Here is a 20,057-nt window from a genome sequence, read left to right as displayed (position 1 = left end):
CGGCGAAGCGGTGCCTCGCCGCCGGCTGGCGACTTTCGGAAAAGAGTATCGCGCGATCGTCAGTAGCGTATGCGGAAATCCAGCCCCACCCGACGCGGGGTAAGCACCGAGCGGGCATAATAGCGCTCCACCACGCCGGTTCGCGTCTGGTTGTACGAGCTCACATCGTTGCTGATGCCGGTATAGGCATATTTGTCGAAGATGTTGTCGGCGAAGATGCCGACGTCGAACGTGCGCGCCCGATAGGTGAGCGATGCGCGGTGCGTCATGTAATCCGGGATCTTCTCGCCATTGCCACGCAGGCCGACGCGGGAATAGATGTCGCCGGTATAGGTCGCCGTCCAATTGGCTTCGATCTTCGCTTCGTCGGACACCGGGTAGGTGTACGTCAACTGGGCGCTGCCCGAATGCCGCGTGGAGCCGGGCAGGCGATCGCCGGAAAGCGCGTCATAGCGCACGCCCTGGCTCACCACCAATTGCGGGAAATCCTCCGTCAGATGGGCGTCTGTGTAGGAATAGGTGCCCTGCAGCACCAGTTCCGGCAGGATCTTCAGGGACCCGGAGAACTCGATGCCCTCGGAAACCGCGGCGCCGGCATTGGTTGTGATCCCGACGGCACCGTTCACCGTCTGGCTCGGCACCTGCACCTGGCTCCACTTTACGCGAAACGCGTCGACCGTGAATTGCAGCCGCTTTTCGAACAGCGATGCGCGGATGCCGATTTCCATGTTGCGTGTCTTGTCCGGGCCATAGATCAGTTCGTTGGGCAGCGCGCAGACATTCTGACCTGGCGGCAGCGGCACCACGCATGGCGCCACCCGGTTCACCCCGCCGAGACGATAGCCGGTGCTGTAGGTCGCATAGGCCAGCAGATCGGGGCTGAACCGATACGAGGTATTGGCCTTCCAGACGAAGCCATCATCGCCGGTGTTGCCCGAACGAACACGGCTGGGGGCGAACTGGATCAGCGGATAGGGCGTGCGCGTGAGCCCGCCGCCGAACAGCGGCGTGTCGGTACCGCCGGTGGCGAAGGCGTCATATTTGAAATAGCGCAGTCCGCCGGTGACCTGCCACGCCGACGTCGCGTGCAGCGTCGCTTCGCCATAGACGGCCTTTTCCACCGTCCGCGTGTTGACGAACGAGATATATTCCAGATCGTCGGGCCGATTCACCCCTGCAAACGCCGCGAAGCCGGGGGTATATTCCTGCCGATCGCTGGCGAACTTCAGGCGATTGTAGAATCCCCCGATTACCCAGTTGACCGGCCCGCCATGGGACGAAACCAGTCGCACCTCCTGGTTGAACTGCTTGTACTTGCGATGGTTGTTGGCGAACGACGAAAAGGTCGGGAAGGCTTCGTAGCCATAATTCAGATCGAGCAGAAGATCGGTATTGTCATCGGTGTTGTTGATCTTCTGTTCGGTATAAGCCGTGGTGCTGACGAGTTGAACAACGTTGAACAGGTTGATGTTGAACTCTACGGAAAAGAGATCCGCGTTGCGGTGGAACGGCTCCAGATACCGCCAGGGGCCTTCATAGTTGCCGGTGCCGAGCACCCCCGCCCCGTTCGCCTGGCGGCCATTGGTCTTGGTGTCCTGGTGCGCATAGGTCAGAAAGGCTTTGACGTTGGGGTTGTATTCGAGAAGCAGCGTATTCCGCGTCGTGAACGTATGCTCGAAATTGACGTCGGCCTGCCGCTTGAAGTTGTTCGCATAATCCTGCTTCGAACCGAGCGACGCATCCGCCGCTGTCGCGCCCCGCACCGGCTGCGGATTGGAGATGCCGGGACGTTGCAGAACATAGTTGTAGTCGATGAAGCCGGGGTTGTCGTAATAGCCGACGACCGATCGCAACGCGACGTGATCGGTGACGAGCGGGATGTTGACGGTGACATCGCCCACCCGGCCGAAATCGCTGCTATGCGACTGCGCATAACCGCGACCATGCACGTCCGCCGAGAAGCGGCTGGTATTGGGGCGGTTGGGGATATAGCGCACCGCGCCGGCAAGCGTGCCGAGCCCATACAATGTGCCCTGTGGGCCGAGCAGGAATTCGACCCGTTCGATATCGATAAGCTTGAAATCGAGATAGAGCGGCACTTCGCCCAGATATACGCCCACCGCATCATTGCCGTTCGCGCCCGACGCGCTGGTGTCGCCCGATTCGATGCCGCGCAGAACAATGTTGCCGGTGCTGGCCGGGCCGGTATCGACCACCGTCACGCCCGGCGTGAAAGCAGCGATGCCACGCACATCATCGATACGCAGCCGCTGGATGTTCTCCTGGGACACCGCGCTGATGTTGATCGGCGCATCCTGCAGCGTGACGCTGCGGCGGCTGCCGGTGACGATGATCTCGTTGCCGCCGGCCTGGTCCTCGGCCTGGATCGACGCGGTCGCCGGCGCTGCGGTCTGCGCGGTCGCCTTGCTCGCGCCGAAGCTTGCGAGAACCGTCGCACCAAGCAATGCCGCGCGTGAAATGGATCGTGCCACCCTAGCCCCCTTTTTCGTTTTCAGATCCCTGGCCGCCCTTTGAACAGGGTGGCGATGGCGGGCAGAGTTTGGGGAAATCGGGCCGTCCGCCATGGGGCGTTTGACGTACCGCAGCGCAGCATTCCCGAACGGGGACGAACGCGAAACGCCACGCACTCGCCGGAGTACGTGGCGTCGCTTGCGCCGAAACCGCGCGCTATTGCGCTGCGCCGGCCACCGTTGGTGCAAGGCTCCACCAGGACAGCGTGTGGACATCATGGGCGCTGGTCCACAATCCGGTGCCGGCATAGCGCAACGCACCGCTGCCGCTTGCCTTGCCCAGCCGCCCCAGCACCGTCAGCGATGCCGGATCGATCTTCACAAAGGTCTGGTCGGCGGTGGTGCGCAGCCACACGGCACCGCCGCCGATATCGATATCGCCATAGAGCAGATCGGCTCCGACCTTCACCCGCCCCGTGACCTGCATCGCCGCCGGATCGATGCGGGCGAGCGTCCCGTCGCCTTGCTCCTGCACCCATACCGCGCCTTCACCGGCGGCGAGAAACCCCGGCTGCTTGCCGAGCTTGGCTCGCCCCGTCACCTGATTGGTGGCCGGATCGATCCGCTGGAGCGATTGCTCGCCGCTGCTCACTGCCCAAAGCGCGCCGAGCCCGAAAGCCAGATAGTGCGTCCCCGGATCCACCGCGATGGAAGCGACCACCCGGTCGTCGGCGGGATCGATACGGGCAATCTTGCCGGCATTGTCGCTCGCCACCCAGACAGAGCCGGCCCCTGCGACAACGTTCAATTCACCCTGCGGGTTGGCGATGCCGGTGGGGATCGCCGCCAGCAATTTCGCGGTCTTGAGATCGATGCGGTTGAGCGTTCCTTCCTTGCAGTCGGCAACCCAAAGTGCCCCCTCGGCGATTGCCATCGCGCCGCACGGGTGCGCCATCGCCACCTCGGCGAGTTTGCCGGCGCGGGACCAGCGTTCGACGCGGCCCTTGTTGGTTGCCCAGACGCTGTCGCCGTCAACGGCCAGGAAGTCGGCGAAACCGGGCACGGAGAGCACCTGTTCCTCGCGCGGCTGCGGATCGGCGGGCGGCGGCGCGGCGGCGAGCAGCGCGGCGAGCATCGGTATCCAGACCATCGGCTCAGCCTGCGACAGCGTCGGTGGTGGCTGCCGGCCGCTGCTTCAGTCGGGCAAGCAGCGGCTGGAACGGAAACAGCCATTGCTCGCGGATCGACAGCCGCCGCCGCTCGTCCTGTCCCACGATCGAAGCCTCGCCTTCCTTGAAAGTGCCGAAGATACGGTCGAGCAGGATCAGCGAGTTGGCATAGTTGCAGCGGGTGTCCTCATAGGGAACCGAATGGTGCAGACTGTGGTGCCGGATCGTCGTGAACACGAAGCCGTACCAGATCGGCGGATTGGCCCGGACATTGGCATGCGCGAAACCAGAGACCACGCCCAACACGGTGACCGCGCAGAAGATCGCGGTCAATTGCACGTCGAACAGGGTTACGACGCTAAGGCTGATCAGGAAAAGTTCGATCGGATTGCCGACATAGCCCTTGGCGGCGTTGAGCTGGGTGATGTGATGGTGCGGCGCATGGGTCATCCAGAAGGGCGCCGAATTGTGCATCAGGCGGTGCATCCAATATTGGCCGAACTCGATCAGGAAGATCACCAGCGCCACCTGCACCAGGAACGGCCAGTGCATCAGCCAGGGGGTCGCGATTCCCAGAGACTGCTTGAGCGCGAGCAGCGGCGCATCGGCCAGCGTGCGCGACACCCAGGAAATCGCCGTCGACCCGAGCACGACGTAGAACAGGTCGGTCCCGAACTCCCGCCAGTTCATCCGCCAGCCCGCATGCCGCTCAAATACGAATTCGAGGCCCTGGATATACAAGGTGATCAGCGACGACACGATCACGATCGTCCACGGATTGGCAAGCATGGTGGCGGGCGCGAAGGCCCAGAAGCAGACGACCGCTACCACGGTCACCGGGGGAATGAGGTTCACGAGCCCTTTTGTCATGCGCTTTCGTCCCGATCGCAGGCGAGGCCATGCCGCCCCGTTTCGACCCGGAGCCTAGCCATGCAAACGATGCGCGCGCAGGTGTCCGAATGACGTAGCGGCCCCAAAAGCGCACGGCCGCACGCATCCGTTCAGGAAACGCACGGCCGCCAAACGCCGTCCAGGGGCAGACAATCAGCGCAGCGACGCCACCTGCACGCCGCGGGCCTTGCCAGCCTGCGCGACACGCGCTTCGATCTGGCTGCGGACCTGCTCGGCAACATCGGCGCGGCACAGGCGGGCGCGGGCTTCAAGCTCGGGGTGGATGGTGGCGAGGTTCTCGCCGCACACCGCACGGGCCGCCTGGTCAACGCGGGTGGCGAGGCGCTGCTGGCCGTCGGCGGTCGCGAGATCGAGTCCTGCGAGCGTCAGCGTTGCCGAGGGCTTGCCGAAGCTGGTGTCGGTCGGGCCGGCAAAGGCAGCGCTACTGATCGAAAGGGCGGCGACAACCGCGACGAGCATCTTCATGGCAATCTCCTGCAACCAAGACCGCCTCACCCGGGCGGGTGCAGCGCATCTAGTCGCAGGAAGGATGAACGACAAGTCCAAAAAACTATAGACATGCTACGTAACTTCCGCATGGCGAGATACGGCAAGTTTTGCAACGCAGCAATCTATTATTACAGCCTCATTCGATCTTCATACTGCCAACATCGATTCCATCATTATTACAGATCATCGCGCACGTACTACCAGCGATGCGAGTTCGGTCGTGTGGCCCATCAGACCCACCGGCAGGCGCACGGTTTCCAGCCGCTCGACATGCCCGGTCGCATCCACCACCGCGACGTCGAGCGTACGGGCGAAAGGCGAGGCGAAACCACGCATTGCCGCCACCGGCACCCGAACTTTCCAGCCACGTCCGCCGCTGGCTGCGACGGCACGGTCGTTGATCGTGATGGTCGTGTCGGCGGAACGCCGCTCGCCCCGGATCAGCAGGCAATCGCCACCGGCGCAACGAACCAGCTTGGCGGTGGGGCGTTCGTCCGCATGCGCCATCGGCGCGATCAGCAGCGCGGCGGCCGGGACGAGACAGGAGAACTTTGCCATGCACGCGATGCTGGCGGAGCGCGCCGCGGCGCACCATGCGCCGTTTGACGTACGCGGCGATCATTCGATGGCGATGCCCCGCTCGGCGAAATAGGCGGCAACCGGTGCCAGCACCGCTTCGTGCCGGCGCCAGCGAGCGACGGAGTCGCGGTAGATCGGGCGGCGGACCTGCGCCGCGCTGGGGGTGGAAACCGCCCCGCCCTGCGCGTGGAAATCGAGGCAGCGATCGGACCAGTCCAGCCCGCAATGGGCCAGCAGTCGCCGCGTCGCGCCCTCCTGATCGGCCACGATGTCCTCGTAGCGGAGTTCCAGGATGCGGCCGGGCAGCACGGTGCGCCAGAGCGCCATCAGCCGCTCAAAACCGGCAACATAGGCGGCGATGTCCAGCAGGTCGTAGCTATAGTCGTAATAGCGCGAGTTGATCGCGAACAGGTTGCGGAAGTTCGCCAGCACCGTGTCCATCGGGTTGCGCCGCAGGCAGACGATGGCAGCGTTCGGCAACGCGCGCGCGGCGATGCCGGCATAGTGGAAATTGCCGGGAAACTTGTCGACGAAGCGCCGATCGGGCATCCGCCGGTGGTGTGCGGCGCGCGCGCAATAGTCGCGGCCGATCGCGCCAAGATCCGCACTGGCGGCGGCGTGCAGCGTCTGCGGATCGAGCACGGTGCGGCTGCGGGTGCCCGATGCCGCCTTCACCGCCAGCGGCAGCACCTGGAGCTCGCCGACGCTCTCCACCGCCGGATGCGCGGCGAGGATGCGATCGACCAGCGTCGTGCCGGTACGCGGCATGCCGATGATCAGTATCGGTGCGTCGCTCGGTGCGTCCGTCACCGGCGCGGCGGCGAAGGCGGGCCAGCTGCCCGAAACCGCGTCGACAATCGCGGCGTCGCCCGCCGGATCATAGCCTAGCGCCGCGCGATGTTCGGCGTTCACTTCCAGCAGGCAGGCGAGCGCCTCCTCGCCACGGCCGATATCCTCCAGTTCCTTGGCAAGCGCATAGCCGGTGAGCAGCCGGTTCGGCCCCCGAGCCCGCCGCGTGGCCGCCTCCAGCCGCGCGATATGGTTGCGGTCCTCGCCCTGCTTGCGCAACCCGGCGAGCAGATGGTGCGCGCGGGCATCGTCCGGGCTGCGCGCCAGCAGCGTTTCCAATGCCGCCTCAGCCGCCTCGACCTGGCCGAGAAAGCTCAGCGTCGCCGCCTGGTTATAGACGAACTGGTCGTTCTCCGGCGCCAGCCTCACCGCCACCTCAAAGTGGGGCAGTGCTGCCTCATGATCGCCGAGCCGCGCATAGACGCAGCCGATCGTATCGCGCGACAGCGCGTCGATGGGCGGGTCCATGACCGCCGCCGCGAGTTGCGCCGCCGCATCGCCGTCGCGTCGCACCAGGGTGTAGAGCCGGGCGAGCTGCGCGCGATATTCGCCGCGCGGATTCTGCGCCACCGCTGCCTCGATCTGCCGGATCGCCTCGCCGATCCGCCCCTGCTCCGCCGCGATGACCCCCAACAGGAATGCGCCTTCCGCAGAGGGCAGGCATCCCGCGGCAAGCCGGGCCGCACCCTCGAAATCGCCCTGTTCCAGCGCCGCCCGCGCCGCCGCAGCGCTCATCCCGCGAGCGTCGCAACTGCGATGGCGGTCGCCGACGCGCGGTTCTCGACGCCCATCTTCTGGAAAATCTGTTCGAGATGCTTGTTCACGGTGCGCGGGCTGATCTCCAGGATTTCGCTGATCTCACGGTTCTGCTTGCCGCGGCTGAGCCACACCAGCACCTCCGCCTCCCGCGAGGTAAGGCCGTGGCGTTCGGCAAGGACGCGTTCGGCGTCGCCCTCCCGCTTCTCGGTGAGGCGGAACAGCCATTCGCGCGCGCTGGTCTGGCGCAGGAAACTGCACTGGAGCGTGCTGTCGCCCATCTGCACCGTCACCTGCGCGCCCACCGGGACGGCCGGATCCTGCAGTCGGCGCACGATCGCGGCGAGTTCGTCCGGCAGGTGCAAGGCGCGCGGCGACCAGGCAGGAAACAGCCGTTCGATGGTCTCGGCGACCAGCGGGGTGAGCCAGACGGTCTGCCCTTCACCATCCACCGCGAACGACGGACGTCCAGCGGTATCCAGCGCCAATTGGCTGCTCTGGGTGATGCGGGCATTGGCGAGATGCACCGAAACGCGCGCCAGCAGCTCGTCGACCACGATCGGCTTGTGGACATAATCGACCGCCCCGGCATCGAGCCCGCGCACGACATGCTCGCTCTCGGTCAGCCCGGTCATGAAGATCACCGGCACGTGGCGGAAACGGCCGTCGCTCTTGATCCGCCGCGTGGTGCTGAAGCCGTCGAGCCCCGGCATTACCGCGTCCATCAGGATCAGGTCGGGGGTGCCGTGTTCCAGCAGCTCCAGCGCGGCGAGACCATCCACCGCGATCAGCACCGTCATTCCCGCCTGCTCCAGCGTCGCGGTGAGGAAGCGGAGCGATTCGGGAGTGTCGTCGACCACCAGGATCGTGGCGCCGGGATCCTTATCCGACATCGTCGAGCGTCCTTGCCAGCCCGCGCAGATCGAACGCCTCCAGCTGCGGCCGCAGCCGCGCGACGAGGTCGGCGCTTTCGGGGACGTCCCGCTCCAGAGTCACAAGTGTCGTTTCGATTCCACGGACATGCCCGAGCTTCATAAAGCGGCGCAGCGCATCGAGATAGGGTGCCGCCGTCTCCGGCAGTGCCAGCGGTGGCGGCGGCGGCGCGGCTACGAGCTCGGCATCCTCGACGATCCAGTCGAGCCCGAGCTGGCGCGCGATCATGTCGAGCAGCGCATCGAGATCGACCGGCTTTGTCAGGAAGGCATCATGTGCGCGACGGCCATCGCGGCCGGCATGGAATTCATGCGCATTGGCCGAGACCATCACGATGCGCAGTCCCGCGCCGAAGCGCGCGCGCAACTGGTCGGCGACGTCCCACCCGCTGGTGCCCGGCATCTGGATGTCGAGCAGCACGAGGTCAGGCGAACAATGTTCGGCGAGCGCGAGGCCCGCCGTGCCCCCGCTCGCCTCGAACACCGAGAAGCCGAGCGGGCGCAGCAAGTGGTTGACCACTGTGGTCTGTGCGGGGCTGTCGTCGATCACCAGGATCGTCTTCTGCGGTCCCTGATAGCCGGTGACGCGGCGATAGGCGGCCGTACCCGCGGGCGCCTCGATCGGCTCAGGCAGGAGCAGGCGGAGCAGGAAGCTGCTGCCCTTCCCCACGTCGCTCGTCACCGTCACCTCGCCGCCCAGGATGCGCGCCAGCACGCGGGTGATGGCGAGCCCGAGCCCGATGCCCGGCTGCATCATGGCATCGGGTTCGCGGCCACGCTCGAAAGGCTCGAAGATGCGCTCCAGATCCTCGGCCGGGATACCCGGGCCGGTATCGCGGACTTCGATCGCGGCACTCTGGCTGCGATAGCGCACCGTCAGGGTCGCGCCGCCGGTCTCGGTGTATTTGATCGCGTTGGACAGCAGGTTGATCAGGATCTGGCGCAGCCGTTTCTCGTCGGTGCGGACATAGGCGGGCAGTCGGCCGTCGACGACATAGTCGAGCGACAGCCCCTTGGCCGAGGCCTGGACGCGGAACATCTCCACCACCTGGTCGAGCAACGCAGGCAACCGCACCAGTTCCTGCCGCACCTGCAGCACGCCGCTTTCGACGCGCGAGATGTCGAGCAGGCCCTCGACCAGGTTGGTCAGATGCTCGGCCGAGCGGCGGATCACCCCGCCCGCCTCGCGCGGCGGGATCGAGTCGCCGCGTTCGAGCAATTGGGCATAGCCATAGATGGCGTTGAGCGGCGAGCGGATCTCGTGGCTGACCGCGACGAGGTAACGCGTCTTGGCCGCATTGGCGGCTTCCGCCGCGTCCTTGGCCTTGGCCAGCGCCGCTTCGGTTTCCCGGTGTGCTGCGATCTCGGCGCAGAGCCGCTCGGTCTGCGCCCGACTCGCCTCCTCCGCGGCGCGGTGGCCCGCGCGCGCCTTCAGGAACAGCCGGGCAAAGGTTGCGGCAATAGCGAGCGCGAGCCCCAGGCAGATCGTCCCAAGAATGCGCGCCATCGCCATGCTGGATCAGCCCCTTCGCCTGCAAGGACGCGCGGCGGCATCGCCCCGAAACCGGGGTTCGCCAGTGCCTGAATGACGCATTGCAGCATCACGATTTGGGGTGACACATGCCATACGACATGCCTATAAGTCGTATTACTGGATTGAGCAAACGTAATATCGGGCGCGACCATCCGGCGGCTGAAATTCGCGCTTTCTCGCGCTGCGAAGATGGGGGTCGATCATGACAAAATGGGGTTCCAAGGCGCGGATCGCGATCGCGGCGGTAGCGATGCTGGCGACGGCGTCCTGCGGCGGTAGCGGCAGCGCACCAAAGGCGCGGACCGAGTTCAACATCGGCTGGTCGATCTATGCGGGCTGGATGCCCTGGCCCTATGCCGAACAGGCTGGCATCGTGAAGAAATGGGCCGACAAATACGGCGTGAAGATCCACTTCACCCAGGTCAACGATTACGTCGAATCGGTGAACCAGTTCAACGCCGGCAAGCTCGACGGCGTCACCGTCACCAACATGGACGCGCTCACCATCCCCGCCGCGGGCGGCAAGGATACCAGCGCGATCATCCTGGGCGATTATTCGAACGGCAATGACGGCATCGTGCTCAAGAACGCCAAGAGCCTGGCGGACATCAAGGGCCGCACCGTCTATCTCGTCGAGCTGTCGGTCTCGCACTACCTCCTCGCGCGCGGGCTCTCCACGGTGGGCCTGCAGCTTTCCGACGTGAAGACGGTCAACACCTCGGACGCGGATATCGTCGGCGCCTTCGCCAACCCCGCCGCCACTGCCGTCGTCACCTGGAACCCGCAGCTGACCGAAGTCGCCAAGCTGCCGGGCGCCACCAAGGTGTTCGATTCGAGCCAGGTGCCCGCCGAGATCCTCGACTTGCTCGCCATCGACACCGCGACGCTCAAGGCCAATCCGAACCTCGGCAAGGCGCTGGCGGGCATCTGGTACGAGACGATCCAGCTGATGCAGAAGAAGGACGCCGCCGGCGCAGCTGCCCGCGCGGCGATGGCCAAGCTCGCCGGCGCGACTCCGCAGGCGTTCGACGCGCAGCTCACTACCACCCATCTCTACGGCACGCCGCAGGATGCGGTAGCAGCGGTCAAGTCGCCGGCGATCGGCGCCACCATGGTGAAGGTGCGCGACTTCAGCTTCTCCAAGGGGCTGTTCGGCCAGGGCGCCAAGTCGGCGGATGCGATCGGCATTTCGGTGCCGGGCAAGACGATCGGCGACGCCAACAACGTCAAGCTACGCTTCGACCCGACCTATATGGAGCTGGCCGCGGCCGGCAAGCTCTGAGGCCGGACCCTCTATGCGCTGGGTGAACATCCGACCCCGCCGCCGCACCGGCTGGCTGCTGGGAAGCCTGCCGCTGCTCCTGGTGGCGATCGTCTACCTCTTCGCCTCGGCAGCGCGGCACGCCGAGAATCCCTCGGACAAGCTGCTACCGACGCCGGGTGCCATGGTCGAGGCGATGCACGGCCTGCTCGCCCAGGCCGATCCCTTGAGCGGCCGGCTGATCTTCTGGGCGGACACGGTGGCGAGCCTCGAGCGGCTGGGCCTCGCGCTCGGCATCTGCGCGCTCTCCGCGCTGCTCGTCGGCATGGTGCTCGGCGTGCTCCCCGCCGCCCGCGCCACCTTCGGCGCCTTCGTGACCACCATCGCGGTGATCCCGCCGATCGCGCTGCTGCCGGTGCTGTTCATCGTGTTCGGGCTGGGCGACACCGCCAAGGTCGCGCTGATCGTCATCGGCGTCACCCCCTTCCTGATCCGCGACCTCGCCGACCACATCACCGCCATCCCCCAGGAACAGCTGATCAAGGCCCAGACGCTCGGCGCCAGCAGCTGGCAGCTCGCGCTCCGCGTGGCCCTGCCCCAGGCCCTGCCCCGGCTGATCGCCGGTATCCGCCTCTCGCTCGGCCCGGCCTGGGTGTACCTGATCTCGGCCGAGGCGATCGCGTCGGACGTGGGGCTGGGCTACCGGATCTTCCTCGTGCGGCGCTATCTGTCGATGGACATCATCATCCCATACGTTGCCTGGATCTCGATCCTCGCCATTCTGATGGACGTGGCGCTGGCCCAGCTCAGTAAGCGCGCTTTCGCCTGGGCGCACGGAGCCGGCCGATGAGCGCGCTCCTCTCCTTCCAGAATGTCTGGCTCGAATATGGAGACAAGGTCGTGCTCGAACGCGTCGAGCTCGCCATTGCCGAGCGCAGCTTCGTCTCGATCGTCGGCCCTTCGGGGGCGGGCAAGAGCAGCTTCCTGCGGCTCGCGCTCGGCCAGGAACGGCCGACGCGCGGCAAGATCCTGCTCGACGGCACGCCGCTGCCCGGCGAATGCGGCCCCGATCGCGGGGTGGTGTTCCAGCGCTATTCGGTGTTCCCGCACCTGACCGCGCTGCGGAACGTGATGTTCGAGCGCGAATGCGTCGGCGCGCCGCTGACTGCCCGGCTGTTCGGCGCCGACCGCCGCCGCGCCCGCGACGAAGCCGCCGCAATGCTCGCCGAAGTGGGGCTGGGCGACGCGCTGGACCTGTATCCCGCCCAGCTTTCCGGCGGCATGCAGCAGCGCCTGGCCATTGCCCAGGCGCTGATAGCACGCCCCCGCGTGCTGCTGCTCGACGAGCCGTTCGGCGCGCTCGATCCGGGCATCCGCCAGGACATGCACCGGCTGATCCTCAAGCTGTGGGAAGAGCATGCGCTCACCGTGCTGATGGTCACCCACGACATTTCCGAGGCGTTCAACCTCGGCACCCGCGTGCTCACCTTCGACAAGCGCCGCGTCGATCCGCACGCCCCCCACCGCTTCGGCGCGACCGCCGTCTACGACCTCCACCTAACCCGCAAGCGGCGCGAGGCGATCGTCGAGGCGCAGCAGGAAGTATTACGATTGACAGAATCAGTAATAACAGGGAAAGAGGAATCACTGTGAAGGAACCCTCCTCCTCCCTCGCCCGGCTCAGCATGAGCCTGCCCGCCGAACTCTTCCGCCAGCTCGATGAAATGGTGGAAGACCGGGGGCTCCCCTCGCGCTCGCAGCTGATCGCCGAGCTGATCCGCGACGAACTCGCCGAGCAGAGCGCCGCCTCGCGCCCCGAGGAGATGCTCGCGGGTACCATCACCCTGGTCTACCGCGCCGATCTCGGCCGGGTGCGCCACCAGCTGGCGCAGACCCAGGCGGAGTATCTGAAGGAGGTCATCTCCTCGCAGCACGTGTTTCTGGAGGACGACCAGTCGCTCGAGGTGCTGCTGGTACAGGGGCCCGCGCGGCGCCTGCGCGACCTGTGCGACGCGCTGCGCAAGGTGCGCGGCGTGCAGCAACTGCGCCTCTTCACCACCACCGCGCTGCTGCCCCCGCTCCACGAGCAGGACGAGGCGGCAGCCCCAACCGGGAGCAAGGCGGCATGAGCATTCTCGCCGACCCCAATGCCGCGCGCGACCATGCGCGGGCGATGGCCGGCACCGTCGTCGAGGCGATGCCGATCCTGCCGCCACGCGCGGACGATCTGCCTGCGGATGTGCGCCCTGACGACCTCGTCTGGGAAGAGACGATCACCGCCGGCGGCTATGCCAGCCGCGTACTGTCGCGCGGCACCCGGCTACGGCTGATCGACTTGCACGGCGATGCGTGTGTCTCGCTCCAGCTGTTCAACGCCGCGATGCCGACCGAGCGCTTGAACGTCGCCGATACGGTGAAGGTGCAGTGGAACGCCTATCTGGGCGAAGGCAGCCTGTTCCTCTCCGACATGGGCCGGGTGCTCGCCAGCATCGAGGCGGACGACGCCGGCACCCACGATGCGTTCTGCGGCGCGTCCAACGCCGCGTCGAACGAACGCCGCTATGGCGACGGCAGCAATTCGGGGCCGTATCCCAATGCCCGGGACCGGCTGCTGCTCGGCGCCGCCAAGCATGGCCTGACGCGCCGCGACGTGCATCCGTGCGTGAACCTGTTCAAGGGCGTCCGCATCGCCGCCGACGGCACCACCGAACCGCAGCTCGGGCCGTTCGCGCCCGGCCGCACGCTGGTGCTGCGCGCCGAGATGGACCTGATCGTGGTGCTGGCCAACTGCCCGCACGTGCTCGATCCGCGTCCCTGGACCGTCACCCCCTTGCGCGCCTCCGCCTGGCGCGGGCCGGTAACGGCGGAGGACGATCCGATCCGCAACGCGACGCCCGAGCGGCAGCGCGCCTTCCTCAACACCGAAGACTGGGTTCGCCGCTGATGGAACAGGATATGGCACTTGCCGGCCTCACCGGCCGGGTGATCCATGACGAGATCGTCCCCGCCCGCGCCCCCTGGCTGCACCGGGTCAAGGCGGGCGAGACGCTCCGTGTTGTCGACCTCGAGGGCAACCAAGCGGTCGATTTCCTTCTCTACGCCACCCACGACGATGCCGAGCGCTACAGCGCGCAGGACACGATCGCGGCGCAGGCCAACATCTTCCTGCGCACCGGCAGCGTGCTGCGCTCGAACGAGGGCCGGCCGATGATGACGATTGTCGACACGGCGGTCGAGTATCACGACACGATCGGCGGCGCCTGTTCGTGCGAGTCCAACACGCTGCGCTACGGCCACCACACCAAGGCGCAGCACGCCTGTGTCGACAATTTCCTCGAAGCCAATCTGCGCGACGGCCGGGGCAAGCGCGACATCGTGTCGAACGTCAATTTCTTCATGAACGTGCCGGTCGAGGCCGATGGTGCGCTGGGCATCGTCGACGGCATCTCGGCGCCCGGCCTGACCGTGGACCTTCGCGCAGAAATGGATGTGACCGTGGTCGTTTCGAATTGCCCGCAGATCAACAATCCCTGCAACGGCTTCAACCCCACCCCCGTCCGCATGATCGTCACCGCATGAGCGTGCGCACCGTCCTGATCGCCAATCGCGGGGCGATCGCCTGCCGGATCATCCGCACGCTCAAGAAGATGGGCATCCGCTCGGTCGCTGTCTTCTCCGATGCCGACGAGGCCTCGCGCCATGTCGCGCTCGCCGACATCGCGGTGCGCATCGGGCCGGGACCAGCAGCGGAAAGCTATCTCGACGTCGCCCGCATCCTCGCCGCCGCCAAGGAAACCGGCGCGGACGCGATCCATCCCGGCTATGGCTTCCTCTCCGAGAACGCCGCCTTCGCCGAGGCGTGCGAAGCCGCCGGCATCGCCTTCATCGGCCCGACCCCCGACAGCATCCGCGCCTTCGGCCTCAAGCACAGCGCCCGCGCACTGGCCGAGGCGGAGAACGTCCCCCTCGCCCCGGGCACCGGCCTGCTCGACAGCGTCGAGGCCGCGCTCGAAGCGGCAGAGCGCATCGGCTATCCGGTGATGCTCAAGGCGACCGCCGGCGGTGGCGGCATCGGCATGCGCGTCTGCGCCGATGCGCAGGCGGTGCGCGACGGCTATGCCGCGGTGGCGCGGCTGGGTGCGGGCAATTTCGGCGATGCCGGGCTGTTCCTCGAACGCTTCGTGCCGCGTGCGCGCCATGTCGAGGTGCAGATCTTCGGCGACGGCCAGGGCCGCGTCGTGGCTCTCGGCGAGCGCGACTGCTCGCTACAGCGCCGCAACCAGAAGGTGGTGGAAGAAGCCCCCGCCCCGCACCTGCCCGAGCGCGTCCGCGCGGCGCTGATCGAGGCCGCGGTGCGGCTTGGCCGGGCGGCGAACTATCGCTCCGCCGGCACGGTCGAGTTCCTCTACGATCCGGCCCGCGAGGACTGGTTCTTCCTCGAAGTGAATACGCGCCTCCAGGTCGAGCACGGCGTCACCGAGGAAGTGACCGGCGTCGACCTGGTCGAATGGATGGTCCGCGGCGCAGGCGGCGACTACAGCTTCCTCAACACCCCCGTCCCTGCCCCCAGAGGCTGGTCGATCCAGGCGCGGCTCTATGCCGAGGACCCGGCGGTGGACTTCCGCCCCGCCTCGGGCACGCTCACCGACGTCGCCTTTCCCGAAGGCGTCCGCGTCGAGAGCTGGGTGGAATCGGGGAGCGCCGTCTCCTCTTTCTACGATCCGATGCTCGCCAAGCTCATCGTGCATGGCGAGGACCGCGAATCCGCCGTAGCCGCGATGCAGGCAGCGCTCGACCGCACCCGCTTCGCCGGGATCGAGACCAATGTCCGCTGGCTGCGCGACGTGGCCCGCAGCGAGGAGTTCGTTACCGGCGACGTTTCTACCCGTTCGCTGGAGACGGTGGTCCACCGTCCGCAGAGCATCGTCGTCCGTTCGGCCGGCACCGCGACCAGCGTGCAGGATTATCCCGGCCGCGTCGGGCTGTGGGACATCGGCGTGCCGCCCTCGGGCCCGATGGACGCGCGTGCCTTCCGCCTCGGCAACATGCTGCTCGGCAATGACAGCACCGCGCCCGGGCTGGAGATGACCGCGACGGGCCCGACGCTCCAGTTCAACACCGCGACCCGCATCGTCCTCACCGGCGCCGACTTCGCCGCGACGCTCGACGGCAAGCCGGTCGAGCGCAACAAGCCGATCGCCATCGCCGAAGACCAGATTCTGGCGCTGGGCCGCGTCACCGGCGGCGGCATGCGCGGCTATATCCTGTTTGCCGGCGGGCTCGACGTGCCGAGCTATCTCGGCAGCGCCAGCACCTTCGATCTCGGCGAGTTCGGCGGCCATGGCGGGCGCGTGCTCCGCGTCGGCGACACGCTGCACCTCACCGATCATGCACCGGCGGTGATCCCTGGGCCGCGCGCGATCGAGCAGCAGCAGCTCGGCCCCGACTGGACGATCCGCGTCCTCTACGGCCCCCACGGCGCCCCCGATTTCTTCGCGCCCGAGGATGTCGACACGATCCTCTCCGCCGAGTGGAAGGTCCATTACAACAGCAACCGCACCGGCGTGCGGCTGGTCGGCCCCAAGCCGCACTGGGCGCGCAAGGATGGCGGCGAGGCGGGGCTCCACCCGTCCAACATCCACGACAATCCCTATGCGATCGGCGCGCTGGATTTCACCGGCGACATGCCGATCATCCTCGGCCCCGACGGCCCCTCGCTCGGCGGCTTCGTCTGCCCGTTCGTGGTGATCGCGGCGGACCTGTGGAAGGTCGGTCAGCTCGCGCCCGGCGACCGAATCCAGTTCGAGCAGGTCAGCCTCGACGAGGCCGACACCGCCGCGCAGGAAGAGGAGGCCTGGATCGAGGGCCGCGCCGCCACCGCGACCAGTCCGGCCAAGGGCGGCGGGCGCGACGCGATCCTGGTCGATCTGCCCGCCAAGGGCCGTCGCCCGCGCGTGCTCTTTCGCCGCCAGGGCGATCGCAACCTGCTGGTCGAATATGGCCCGATCACGCTCGACCTCGAGCTGCGCCTGCGCGTCCATGCCGCGACCACCGCGCTCGCCGAACTCGCGCTGCCGGGGATCCTCGACATCGTGCCGGGCATCCGCTCCTTCCAGGTGCATATCGACGGCATCCGCCTCAAGGAGGCGGCGCTGATCGAGCGACTGACCGCGATCGAGGACGACCTCGGCGATCTTGAGGATTTCGTGATCCCGTCGCGCATCGTCCATCTGCCGCTCAGCTGGAACGATCCCGCGATCCACGAGACGATCCAGCGCTACATGCGCGTGGTCCGCGACGACGCGCCCTGGTGCCCCGACAATATCGAGTTCATCCGCCGCGCCAATGGCCTCGCCAGCGCCGAGGAAGTCCACCGGATCATCTTCGACGCCAGCTACCTCGTCTATGGCCTCGGCGACGTGTATCTCGGCGCGCCGGTCGCCACCCCGATCGATCCGCGCCACCGGCTGGTCACCACCAAGTACAATCCGGCCCGCACCTGGACGCCGCCCAACGTGGTCGGCATCGGCGGGGCGTATATGTGCATCTACGGCATGGAAGGTCCGGGCGGCTACCAGCTGTTCGGCCGCACCATCCAGGTGTGGAACACCTATCGCCAGACCGGCGCCTTTGCCGAGGGCAAGCCCTGGCTGCTCCGCTTCTTCGACCAGATCCGCTTCTTCCCGGTCAGCCATGAAGAACTCACCGAATGGCGGCGCGACTTTCCGCTCGGGCGCCGCGAGATCAGGATCGAGGAAACCGAGTTCCGCCTCGCCGACTATCGCGAGTTCCTCGCCGACAATGCGCGCTCGATCGCCGCGTTCGAGAAGCAGCGCAACGCCGCCTTCGCGGCCGAGCGCGCGGAGTGGGAATTGAAGGGCGAGTTCGATCGCGTCGCCAGCCTCACCGAAAGCGCCGACGACAGCGCCGACGAAGCAGTAACGGTGCCCGACGGCGCCGAACTGGTCGAAGCGCCGTTCGGCGGCAGCGTGTGGAAGCTGCTCAAGGAGGTCGGCGACTCGATCGACGCGGGCGAGACCATCGCCGTGCTGGAGGCGATGAAGATGGAGTTTCCGGTGACCAGCCCGGCCGCGGGTACGGTGGCGGCGCTCTATGTCGCCGAGCGGCAGACGGTCACGCCGGGCTCGCCGGTGCTGGCGCTGGTGCGGGCATGACGGCGCTCGACCGGCTTTCGGTCACCGCCATCGCCGCCGAGGTGCGGGCGGGCCGGCGCAGCGCGGTCGCGGTGATCGAGGACGTGCTGGCACGGCTCGACGCGTACGACGCGATCCAGCCCGCGGTGTGGATCTCGCGCTTCGAGCCCGATGCGCTTCTTGCCGCTGCCGCCACGGTGGATGCCCGGGTCGCTGCCGGCGAGACGCTGCCGCTGGCCGGCGTTCCGTTTGCGGTGAAGGACAATATCGACCTTGCGGGCCTCGCCACCACCGCCGCTTGCCCGGCCTTCGCCTACCAGCCCGAACAGTCGGCCACCGTGGTTGCGAAGCTGGTAGCTGCCGGGGCCATCCCGATCGGCAAGGCCAATCTCGACCAGTTCGCCACCGGCCTCAATGGCACCCGCAGCCCCTATGGTATCCCGCGCAACGCCTATAACCGCGCCTGGGTGAGCGGTGGCTCCAGTTCGGGCTCGGCGGTGGCGGTCGCCGCCGGACTGGTCGCCTTCGCGCTCGGCACCGATACCGCGGGTTCGGGCCGCGTGCCGGCGGCGTTCAACCATCTCGTCGGCCTCAAGCCGAGCAAGGGCCGCTGGAGCAGCACCGGCCTCGTCCCCGCCTGCCGCACGCTCGACTGCATCACCGTGTTCGCCGGCACCACCGAGGACGCCGCGCTGGTGGACGGCATCGCCGCCGGCTTCGATGCAGCGGACTCGCTCTCGCGCGACTTGCCGGACGTGCCCCGTGCCCACCGCCGCATCGGCGTGCCGCGCGCCGAGCAATGCCGCTGGTTCGGCGATATCGAGTCCGAGTTTCTCTACCGCCAGGCGCTGGACGGGCTCGATGCCGAACTGGTCGAGATCGACCTCGCCCCGCTCGATGAAGCCGCCCGCCTGCTCTATGACGGCCCTTGGGTCGCCGAGCGCACGGCAGCGCTGCAAGGCCTATTGCGGGACGATCCGGACGCCATTCACCCGGTGGTGCGCGAAATCGTCGAAGGCGGCTTCGGCTACAGCGCGATCGACGCCTTCAACGGCGCCTATCGCCTCGCCGAACTTGCCCGCGTGGCGGAAGCGATGTGGCAGCAGGTCGACCTGCTCGCCCTCCCCACCGCGCCGACCAGCTACCGCGTCGCGGAGATGCTCGCCGAGCCGATCAGGCTGAATGCAAGTCTCGGCGCCTACACCAATTTCGTGAACCTGCTCGACATGGCGGCGATCGCGGTCCCCACCGGCAGCTACGCCAGCGGCGTCGGCTTCGGCGTGACGCTGATGGGCCCGGCGGGCACCGACCGCGCGCTGCTCGACGCGGCGAACGCATTTTTCCCCGCGCCGGCATCCCCGCCGCCGCTGGACCTGGAGGGACGGATGGAAACGGTGAAGCTCGCGGTCGTAGGCGCCCATCTCGAAGGCATGCCGCTCCACTGGCAGCTGACCTCGCGCGCGGCGAACTTCGTCGAGGCGACCACCACCGCGCCGACCTACAAGCTCTACGCCATGGCGGAGAGCGTGCCGCCCAAGCCCGCGCTGGTTCATAGCGAGGACGGCGCCGCGATCGCGCTGGAAGTGTACGAGCTCGACATGGCCGCATTCGGCAGCTTCGTTGCCGAAGTGCCCCCGCCGCTCGCGATCGGCACGGTGACGCTGGCCGATGGCAGCATGGTCAAGGGCTTCGTCGCCGAACCGCGCGCGATGACGGGCGCCGAGGACATCACCGCGCTCGGCGGCTGGCGGGCGTATATCGCACGGGGCTGAGCGTTTCCGAGCAAATACCGAAGGGGCAGTGCGGGTTCGGCAGGACGCGCACTTCTCTGCCGAACGCCCCTTCTCCCAAACGACTGAAAAGCCGGAATATTAGCGGCTACGTCATATGACTTACGGCACATTTCCCGGCATTCCGCCATCCTGATTTCCATCGAAAGCAGATGGGGCCG

16 protein-coding genes are annotated in these 20,057 nt (G+C 67.1%); 8 read left to right on the top strand and 8 right to left on the bottom strand.

What is annotated here, in order from left to right:
* Positions 1 to 59 precede the first annotated feature (59 nt).
* From DD559_RS18620 to DD559_RS18585, 8 genes are all read right to left on the bottom strand, one after another.
* Positions 60 to 2,492, bottom strand: a complete 2,433-nt coding sequence (locus DD559_RS18620; RefSeq protein WP_240610334.1) for a TonB-dependent receptor — start codon at positions 2,490 to 2,492, stop codon at positions 60 to 62.
* Between the two features lie 196 nt (positions 2,493 to 2,688).
* A complete protein-coding gene (locus DD559_RS18615; RefSeq protein WP_116470488.1) occupies positions 2,689 to 3,621 on the bottom strand; it encodes a Vgb family protein in 933 nt (310 codons plus the stop codon).
* A gap of 4 nt (positions 3,622 to 3,625) precedes the next feature.
* Entirely contained in the window at positions 3,626 to 4,510 is an 885-nt protein-coding gene (locus DD559_RS18610) for a sterol desaturase family protein (protein WP_116470487.1), read from the bottom strand.
* Between the two features lie 174 nt (positions 4,511 to 4,684).
* Positions 4,685 to 5,017, bottom strand: a complete 333-nt coding sequence (locus DD559_RS18605) for a UrcA family protein (protein WP_116470486.1) — start codon at positions 5,015 to 5,017, stop codon at positions 4,685 to 4,687.
* A gap of 207 nt (positions 5,018 to 5,224) precedes the next feature.
* The gene (locus DD559_RS18600; RefSeq protein WP_116470485.1) at positions 5,225 to 5,599 is read right to left on the bottom strand and encodes a hypothetical protein; all 375 of its coding nucleotides are present in this window, start codon (positions 5,597 to 5,599) and stop codon (positions 5,225 to 5,227) included.
* 60 nt (positions 5,600 to 5,659) lie between these two features.
* Positions 5,660 to 7,204: a tetratricopeptide repeat-containing sulfotransferase family protein gene (locus tag DD559_RS18595; RefSeq protein ID WP_116470484.1), complete on the bottom strand. Its 1,545-nt coding sequence runs from the start codon at positions 7,202 to 7,204 to the stop codon at positions 5,660 to 5,662.
* Positions 7,201 to 8,118: a response regulator transcription factor gene (locus DD559_RS18590; protein WP_116470483.1), complete on the bottom strand. Its 918-nt coding sequence runs from the start codon at positions 8,116 to 8,118 to the stop codon at positions 7,201 to 7,203. The genes DD559_RS18595 and DD559_RS18590 overlap by 4 nt, the downstream gene beginning before the upstream one ends.
* Complete coding sequence (locus DD559_RS18585) at positions 8,108 to 9,670, bottom strand: ATP-binding response regulator (protein WP_116470482.1); 1,563 nt, start codon at positions 9,668 to 9,670, stop codon at positions 8,108 to 8,110. The genes DD559_RS18590 and DD559_RS18585 overlap by 11 nt, the downstream gene beginning before the upstream one ends.
* Before the next feature lie 223 nt (positions 9,671 to 9,893).
* Here DD559_RS18585 and DD559_RS18580 point away from each other — a divergent pair, with 223 nt between their 5' ends.
* The 8 genes from DD559_RS18580 to atzF are packed head-to-tail and all read left to right on the top strand — an operon-like array spanning position 9,894 to position 19,878.
* Entirely contained in the window at positions 9,894 to 10,973 is a 1,080-nt protein-coding gene (locus DD559_RS18580) for a putative urea ABC transporter substrate-binding protein (protein ID WP_116470481.1), read from the top strand.
* Positions 10,974 to 10,986: 13 nt separating this feature from the next.
* Positions 10,987 to 11,802, top strand: coding sequence for an ABC transporter permease (locus DD559_RS18575; RefSeq protein WP_116470480.1), 816 nt, complete (start codon positions 10,987 to 10,989; stop codon positions 11,800 to 11,802).
* Positions 11,799 to 12,605 (top strand): ATP-binding cassette domain-containing protein, encoded by an 807-nt coding sequence (locus tag DD559_RS18570; RefSeq protein ID WP_116470479.1) that lies wholly within the window; start codon positions 11,799 to 11,801, stop codon positions 12,603 to 12,605. The genes DD559_RS18575 and DD559_RS18570 overlap by 4 nt, the downstream gene beginning before the upstream one ends.
* Before the next feature lie 32 nt (positions 12,606 to 12,637).
* Positions 12,638 to 13,081, top strand: coding sequence for a CopG family ribbon-helix-helix protein (locus tag DD559_RS18565; protein WP_206364592.1), 444 nt, complete (start codon positions 12,638 to 12,640; stop codon positions 13,079 to 13,081).
* Positions 13,078 to 13,896, top strand: a complete 819-nt coding sequence (locus tag DD559_RS18560) for an urea amidolyase associated protein UAAP1 (RefSeq protein ID WP_116470478.1) — start codon at positions 13,078 to 13,080, stop codon at positions 13,894 to 13,896. The genes DD559_RS18565 and DD559_RS18560 overlap by 4 nt, the downstream gene beginning before the upstream one ends.
* Positions 13,896 to 14,531, top strand: a complete 636-nt coding sequence (locus DD559_RS18555; RefSeq protein ID WP_116470477.1) for an urea amidolyase associated protein UAAP2 — start codon at positions 13,896 to 13,898, stop codon at positions 14,529 to 14,531. The genes DD559_RS18560 and DD559_RS18555 overlap by 1 nt, the downstream gene beginning before the upstream one ends.
* Complete coding sequence (gene uca, locus DD559_RS18550; RefSeq protein WP_116470476.1) at positions 14,528 to 18,127, top strand: urea carboxylase; 3,600 nt, start codon at positions 14,528 to 14,530, stop codon at positions 18,125 to 18,127. Before DD559_RS18555 ends, uca begins: the two co-directional genes overlap by 4 nt.
* Positions 18,124 to 19,878, top strand: a complete 1,755-nt coding sequence (gene atzF / locus DD559_RS18545) for an allophanate hydrolase (RefSeq protein WP_116470475.1) — start codon at positions 18,124 to 18,126, stop codon at positions 19,876 to 19,878. The genes uca and atzF overlap by 4 nt, the downstream gene beginning before the upstream one ends.
* Positions 19,879 to 20,057: the final 179 nt, after the last annotated feature.

The organism is Sphingomonas pokkalii, from assembly GCF_003096275.1.
Classification (GTDB): Bacteria; Pseudomonadota; Alphaproteobacteria; order Sphingomonadales; family Sphingomonadaceae; genus Sphingomonas; species Sphingomonas pokkalii.
The sequence above is the reverse complement of the archived record's forward strand: the minus strand, read 5'-3'. Positions and strand labels throughout refer to the sequence as shown.

Excerpts from the sequence above, each read along its gene's own strand:
- DD559_RS18615 (WP_116470488.1), bottom strand. The coding sequence starts at position 3,621 with ATGGTCTGGATACCGATGCTCGCCGCGCTGCTCGCCGCCGCGCCGCCG.
- DD559_RS18610 (WP_116470487.1), bottom strand. The coding sequence starts at position 4,510 with ATGACAAAAGGGCTCGTGAACCTCATTCCCCCGGTGACCGTGGTAGCG.
- DD559_RS18605 (WP_116470486.1), bottom strand. The coding sequence starts at position 5,017 with ATGAAGATGCTCGTCGCGGTTGTCGCCGCCCTTTCGATCAGTAGCGCT.
- DD559_RS18600 (WP_116470485.1), bottom strand. The coding sequence starts at position 5,599 with ATGGCAAAGTTCTCCTGTCTCGTCCCGGCCGCCGCGCTGCTGATCGCG.
- DD559_RS18595 (WP_116470484.1), bottom strand. The coding sequence starts at position 7,204 with ATGAGCGCTGCGGCGGCGCGGGCGGCGCTGGAACAGGGCGATTTCGAG.
- DD559_RS18590 (WP_116470483.1), bottom strand. The coding sequence starts at position 8,118 with ATGTCGGATAAGGATCCCGGCGCCACGATCCTGGTGGTCGACGACACT.
- DD559_RS18585 (WP_116470482.1), bottom strand. The coding sequence starts at position 9,670 with ATGGCGATGGCGCGCATTCTTGGGACGATCTGCCTGGGGCTCGCGCTC.
- DD559_RS18580 (WP_116470481.1), top strand. The coding sequence starts at position 9,894 with ATGACAAAATGGGGTTCCAAGGCGCGGATCGCGATCGCGGCGGTAGCG.
- DD559_RS18575 (WP_116470480.1), top strand. The coding sequence starts at position 10,987 with ATGCGCTGGGTGAACATCCGACCCCGCCGCCGCACCGGCTGGCTGCTG.
- DD559_RS18570 (WP_116470479.1), top strand. The coding sequence starts at position 11,799 with ATGAGCGCGCTCCTCTCCTTCCAGAATGTCTGGCTCGAATATGGAGAC.
- DD559_RS18565 (WP_206364592.1), top strand. The coding sequence starts at position 12,638 with ATGAGCCTGCCCGCCGAACTCTTCCGCCAGCTCGATGAAATGGTGGAA.
- DD559_RS18560 (WP_116470478.1), top strand. The coding sequence starts at position 13,078 with ATGAGCATTCTCGCCGACCCCAATGCCGCGCGCGACCATGCGCGGGCG.
- DD559_RS18555 (WP_116470477.1), top strand. The coding sequence starts at position 13,896 with ATGGAACAGGATATGGCACTTGCCGGCCTCACCGGCCGGGTGATCCAT.
- uca (WP_116470476.1), top strand. The coding sequence starts at position 14,528 with ATGAGCGTGCGCACCGTCCTGATCGCCAATCGCGGGGCGATCGCCTGC.
- atzF (WP_116470475.1), top strand. The coding sequence starts at position 18,124 with ATGACGGCGCTCGACCGGCTTTCGGTCACCGCCATCGCCGCCGAGGTG.